At 60.8% G+C, this 1974-nt stretch carries 2 protein-coding genes and 2 pseudogenes; all 4 read right to left on the bottom strand.

Translation table 11 applies throughout. From position 1 onward, the window contains the following. Window positions 1–200: pseudogene (locus DRB06_RS16415) on the bottom strand (hypothetical protein); the annotation flags it as partial. Between the two features lie 6 nt (window positions 201–206). Further along, the gene (locus DRB06_RS14060; RefSeq protein ID WP_111820279.1) at window positions 207–905 is read right to left on the bottom strand and encodes a hypothetical protein; all 699 of its coding nucleotides are present in this window, start codon (window positions 903–905) and stop codon (window positions 207–209) included. A 46-nt stretch (window positions 906–951) separates the two neighbouring features. Next, a complete protein-coding gene (locus DRB06_RS14055; RefSeq protein ID WP_111820278.1) occupies window positions 952–1356 on the bottom strand; it encodes a hypothetical protein in 405 nt (134 codons plus the stop codon). Window positions 1357–1741: 385 nt separating this feature from the next. Beyond that, window positions 1742–1974: pseudogene (locus DRB06_RS16270) on the bottom strand (hypothetical protein); the annotation flags it as partial.

Genomic DNA, 1974 nt, shown 5'->3' with positions numbered 1-1974 from the left:
CTACCGGGAGAGGCGTAGGTCACGGTCACCGATGCCTCGATGGAGCCCCCGCCGTCACCGGAAGCCGAGACACCAGCAGACGAGGACTGGGAATTCGTCGTACTTTCCCGATCGATTGCTTGGGGGTTGTCGGTGATTAGGAGGGTTGAGGTCAGGGCAAGGACGGCGGCGAGCAGGGCATGGATTTTCCGGGTGCGCATCGACTGTCACTCCACGGTGCACTCGTTGGTGGACGTGGTGGTCTCTGCAGTTGCCAGCCAGGTTCCGTCGTCGGCGGGGGTCATGACGGTGTTGACTTCGAAGCGGAGTTGGCGGTTCGGGTCGGTGATGTCGTTGCCATTGGCGTCCACGGTGGTCACCTGGGTTTGATCATTGCACTCTGTAATCTCTGCGTAGGTGCCGTCTTCGGCGACGGACACCTCGGTGATTGCTACTCGCACCGGCGGATTATCCCGTTCGCCCTTGCTGCTGAGCAATTCTGCTTCCTCCTGCAGGTGCGCCAGATAGGTCCCTGTTGCGACGGTGGGCAGGTTCTCGATGCCTTCGCCGGTCGACCAGATGCGCCAGGTGACTTGGTCATAGGCGACGTAGTCAACCAGCGCCTTGGTCTGTGCTTCGGTGAGGTCTTCGGGGATGGAGACCATGTGGTAGCCCAGCTCCTGGTCTGACAGAGACTCAAGGGTAGGGGCGGCAGCAGACGCCGACGCGGAGGCCGCCGCCGCGGCAGCCGACTCAGACGCCTCCGCCGAGGCCATCGCCTCCGGATCATAGGTGGGGATGCCCAAGGGGTTGTCATCGGAATCGGACGAGCACGCCACCAGGGGCGCACAGGCCAGCAGCAGCACCGCAGCGCCAGCGGCAGCACGGCGCAGCCCCAGACGAGACAGGTATGTTGACAGTTGCATGCTAGACAGCTCTCCTTTGCAGCACTGGGTAGGTGGCAGAGGTTGGTCAGTCGTCTGGATCGGTGGCTGCATCCTCGGTTTCGGGAGTGGGTAAGGGAACAGTGACGCGCGTCTGAGTAGTCGAGGCGAACTCGGGGATTTGCGCCAGGGCGGGCTCAAGAACGGCATGGAACTTAACCACCTGCTCATCCAGATCCTCCTCAGGACCCCAATAAGTCAACCTGGCCGCAAGAACTTGGTTGTCGTTATACCGCCAAGCCACGAACACTTCCGCGCTGGTAGTCCAGCCCCAGCCCTCACCATCAACGACCTCGAAACTGGCGCGGGTGGCGTTCGTGAATTCCTCGGGAATACCATCGAACTCCAGCTGCCCGCGACCCGGCAACAGCAATGTATTACCAGCAGTGTATTGTATTTCAATGCGCCCGAAGGGCTCGCTATTCGACTCCATGTGGCAACCATAATGGTAACCGGTAGCACCTGTATCTACGTTTGTTATGGTGCCGGTGTCATAGTCGTATCTGTAGGTATTGAAACCGAGGATGTTCTGGAGGTCCCGGTTGGGGAAGACACCACAGATCGTCTCAACTGCCAGCGGAGTCCTCGGCGGTGCGGTGGGCTCATCCGTACCATTGATGATTCCGCACGCAGCCAGGGAGGTTACCAGGCACAAGGCCGCAGCGGCCCTACCCCACCACCACCGGATTGCGCGTCCGGGTTCTCTGGTCCTACTTCCTCTTGATTGCGACTGCACCGTCTTCATCTCCCTACCTCCCTTCGCCGTCACCGTCCTGAACCACCATCAGCCATCCCACGAGAGCCTTCTCCCGGGCGTCTCATGGTTCATCGGTGGGCTGAACGATAATCGTCTGGATCTCCGCCACCGGGATGCTGGTGGTCGTGGACGTGGTATGCGTGTCCATGGTTCCGGCGGCGCCGTCAGAAGCCGTGAACTCGATCGCGTAGGACACCTTCACATCCACCGGAGTCACAGAGTCCTTGAAGTGCGCGCTGGACCGGTTGAACACGATCAGGCAGTCCGTACCCTTGGCGTCGTTCTCCTCACTCC

It is taken from the genome of Actinomyces sp. Z5, assembly GCF_003287795.1.
Classification (GTDB): Bacteria; Actinomycetota; Actinomycetes; order Actinomycetales; family Actinomycetaceae; genus Actinomyces; species Actinomyces glycerinitolerans.
The sequence above is the reverse complement of the archived record's forward strand: the minus strand, read 5'-3'. Positions and strand labels throughout refer to the sequence as shown.

Excerpts from the sequence above, each read along its gene's own strand:
- DRB06_RS14060 (WP_111820279.1), bottom strand. The coding sequence starts at position 905 with ATGCAACTGTCAACATACCTGTCTCGTCTGGGGCTGCGCCGTGCTGCC.
- DRB06_RS14055 (WP_111820278.1), bottom strand. The coding sequence starts at position 1,356 with ATGGAGTCGAATAGCGAGCCCTTCGGGCGCATTGAAATACAATACACT.